Origin of the sequence: Mesorhizobium sp. M7A.F.Ca.US.011.01.1.1 (assembly GCF_003998295.1) — a bacterium.
Taxonomy (GTDB): domain Bacteria; phylum Pseudomonadota; class Alphaproteobacteria; order Rhizobiales; family Rhizobiaceae; genus Mesorhizobium.
This window is the reverse complement of the sequence record NZ_RZRT01000253.1, coordinates 1-448: the sequence shown is the minus strand read 5'-3', so window position 1 is coordinate 448 and position 448 is coordinate 1. Positions and strand designations below refer to the sequence as shown.

Annotated in this window: 2 protein-coding genes; both read left to right on the top strand. The window is 60.5% G+C overall.

Features of this window, described 5'->3' with window-relative positions; translation table 11 throughout:
• A partial coding sequence (locus tag EOA13_RS37610) for a flavin reductase (protein WP_206535391.1) occupies window positions 1-235 on the top strand: 235 nt, incomplete at its 5' end.
• Window positions 232-448, top strand: a 217-nt coding sequence (locus tag EOA13_RS37605; protein ID WP_348629789.1) for a 3,4-dihydroxy-2-butanone-4-phosphate synthase, incomplete at its 3' end; no start/stop codon positions are given. The genes EOA13_RS37610 and EOA13_RS37605, both read left to right, overlap by 4 nt.

The following is a 448-nucleotide window of genomic DNA, read 5'->3' as shown; positions in this document are numbered from 1 at the left end:
CCGCGTCGAGGGGGCGCTTTGGATCATGCAAACTACGGGCGCGCCGCTTCTCGCTGGCGCGTCGGTCGCCTTCGATTGCCGCATCGCGCAAACCCACGACGGTTATAGCCACACCATCGTCGTCGGCGTCATCCACGACATCCTTTTGCCCAACGAGAACGCCGACCGCTGTCTGCTCTGGCACCGCAAGGGCTTTGTTAGCGTCGCTGACCAGATGCAGACCGAGAAAGCATGATGGAGGCCGAAATGCACTTCTCGAAGATCGAAGATGCCATCACCGCCATCGCCGAGGGACAGATGGTAATCGTCGTCGACGACGAGGACCGCGAGAACGAAGGCGACTTCGTCATGGCATCTGCAAAGGTTTCGCCGGAAGCCATAGCGTTCATGATGAGATGGGGTAGGGGTCTGATCTGCACCTCGATCACCGCCAAGCGCGCCCGCGAAC